This window comes from Alcanivorax sp. HI0083, assembly GCF_001635175.1.
Genome location: NZ_LWFX01001165.1, coordinates 1 through 2,077 on the forward strand (window position 1 = coordinate 1; position 2,077 = coordinate 2,077).

At 62.0% G+C, this 2,077-nt stretch carries 3 protein-coding genes; 2 read left to right on the top strand and 1 reads right to left on the bottom strand.

The window, feature by feature from the left end:
* Positions 1-116 precede the first annotated feature (116 nt).
* Positions 117-836: a hypothetical protein gene (locus A3754_RS16635; RefSeq protein ID WP_063520596.1), complete on the top strand. Its 720-nt coding sequence runs from the start codon at positions 117-119 to the stop codon at positions 834-836.
* Here the strand turns inward: A3754_RS16635 and A3754_RS16640 are convergent.
* Positions 827-1,279, bottom strand: a complete 453-nt coding sequence (locus tag A3754_RS16640) for a YaiI/YqxD family protein (RefSeq protein ID WP_363970987.1) — start codon at positions 1,277-1,279, stop codon at positions 827-829. The two genes, A3754_RS16635 and A3754_RS16640, sit on opposite strands and share 10 nt — an antisense overlap.
* A 166-nt stretch (positions 1,280-1,445) precedes the next feature.
* On the opposite strand from A3754_RS16640, the gene hemW reads away from it, so the two are divergent.
* Positions 1,446-2,077 (top strand): radical SAM family heme chaperone HemW (hemW, locus tag A3754_RS16645; protein WP_156497040.1); only part of this gene is annotated, 632 nt, incomplete at its 3' end.

The following is a 2,077-nucleotide window of genomic DNA, read 5'->3' on the forward strand; positions in this document are numbered from 1 at the left end:
GCCATGGGCATGTTGATTGAAGCACTGAAAGCCTAGCCGGTCGCCTGGGAACCTTCACCGCACCTCCGCTCCTCTCTGATAAGGTCAGGGTTTACCGTCAGCAAGGAGCCGCTTCGGTGCCAACCCCACGTCGCCCTTATCCACAGCATTACCTCTGCCTTGCCCTGCTACTGCCTGCCGCCCTGAGCGAGGCCAACCCGCTACACGGCAGCCTGCAGACGCAATGGCACAGCCGCTATGTGAGCGAAGGCCGCGACAACCTCGATGGCCACAGCCTGCATAGCCTTGGCGGCGACCTGACAAAAGACCACGGGGCCCTGGGGGTCTGGCAGGCCTGGGGCGCCGGCAGCAGCGGCTACCGGGAGAACAACCTGTTCGCGGAATACGCGCCGGGCATCGGCCGTTGGGAGCCGTACCTGAACGTGACTTACCTGCAGTTCCACGCAGACGACCCGGCACTGGACACCCCTGATGACGTGGAAGCGGGCTTCGGTATTGCCACCCATCTACGGCCCTGGCTGGCCCTGCGCGCAGACGGCACCTGGAGCAAGCAGGCCGACGGTGCTTTCTATGCGCTATCGCTGGTGGGGGAACAGCCGCTCTGGGCAACCGGCATCGCGCAGCTGCGGCTGACACAAGCCTATGATCAGGGTTACGCCAGCGAAGATTATGACGGCCCCAATCACCGCGAAGTGGGCGTGATGCTCACCTGGCACTGCCACCGGGCAGTCAACCTGTGGGCCGGCTGGCAGCACAGCTGGGCCGGAGAAGATGTGCGCCGCGATGGCGGTGGTGACCTCAGCTGGGGGCAGGTCGGGGTGATGGGTTACTTCTGAGCCCGCGCCAACCAGCGGTCCAGCGCATTGGCAAACCGCCCCTTGTCCTGGTTGGAGAAGCTGGCCGGGCCGCCGGTCTGCATCCCCGCCGAACGCATTTCTTCCATGAAATCACGCATATTCAGGCGTTCGCGCACGGTATCCTTGTCCAGCCAGTGACCACGGGGAGTCACCGCTTCCGCGCCTTTCTCCACCACTTCCGCCGCCAATGGTATGTCCTGGGTCACCACCAGGTCCCCGGCCTCACAGCGCTGCACGATTTCATTATCCGCCACGTCAAAGCCCTGCCCCACCTGAATGGAGCGGATCAACGGCGTACGCGGTACGGCGATATGCTGGTTCGCCACCAGGGTGCAGGGAACCTGCGCCCGCTGCGCAGCACGGAATAACACTTCTTTCACCGGACGCGGGCACGCGTCCGCATCAACCCAGATATGCACCATATAAACCAGTTGATAATTGACAGTGGACAGTTGACAGCTAAAACCCAGGAAGCCCCATAGCTCGACGCAACTCTTTGTTTTTCGCTGTCCATTGTCAACTATCAACTATCAACCATTCTGCTACCATGCCCACTCTCTTCCCATTGCCTCAGCTGCTTCAACACTCATGCCCCTGACCAATCCGCCGCTTTCGCTGTACATCCACACCCCCTGGTGCGTGCGCAAATGCCCCTATTGCGATTTCAACTCCCATGAGCGGGGCGAGATTCCGGAAGCTGCCTACCTGCAGGCTCTGCTTACCGATCTGGAACAGGATTTACCGCTGATCGGTGACCGTCCGGTGGAAACGGTGTTTATTGGCGGCGGCACCCCCAGCCTGATGTCCGCCGACTTTTACCGACAACTTTTCCAGGGTATTCGCCAGCGGCTGACCCTGCAGCCAGACGCCGAGATCACCCTGGAAGCCAACCCGGGCACCCTGGAAGCCGGCCGTTTCGAAGGCTTTCGCGCGGCAGGCATCAACCGCCTGTCTATCGGTGTCCAGAGTTTCAATAACACGCATCTGCAAGCGCTGGGGCGCATCCACGATGCCAGCGCCGCCATCGACGCCGCCCACCAGGCGCAAGCCGCCGGCTTCGACAATTTCAATCTGGATATCATGCATGCGCTGCCCGGGCAGAGCCACGCCCAGGCCCTGGACGATCTGCAGCAGGCCATCGCCCTGCAACCCACGCACCTGAGCTGGTACGAGCTGACCATCGAGCCCAATACCGTTTTCTACCGCGCGCCTCCGATCCA

Coding starts and splice junctions, on each gene's coding strand:
- A3754_RS16640 (WP_363970987.1), bottom strand. CDS start 1,279: ATGGTGCATATCTGGGTTGATGCGGACGCGTGCCCGCGTCCGGTGAAA.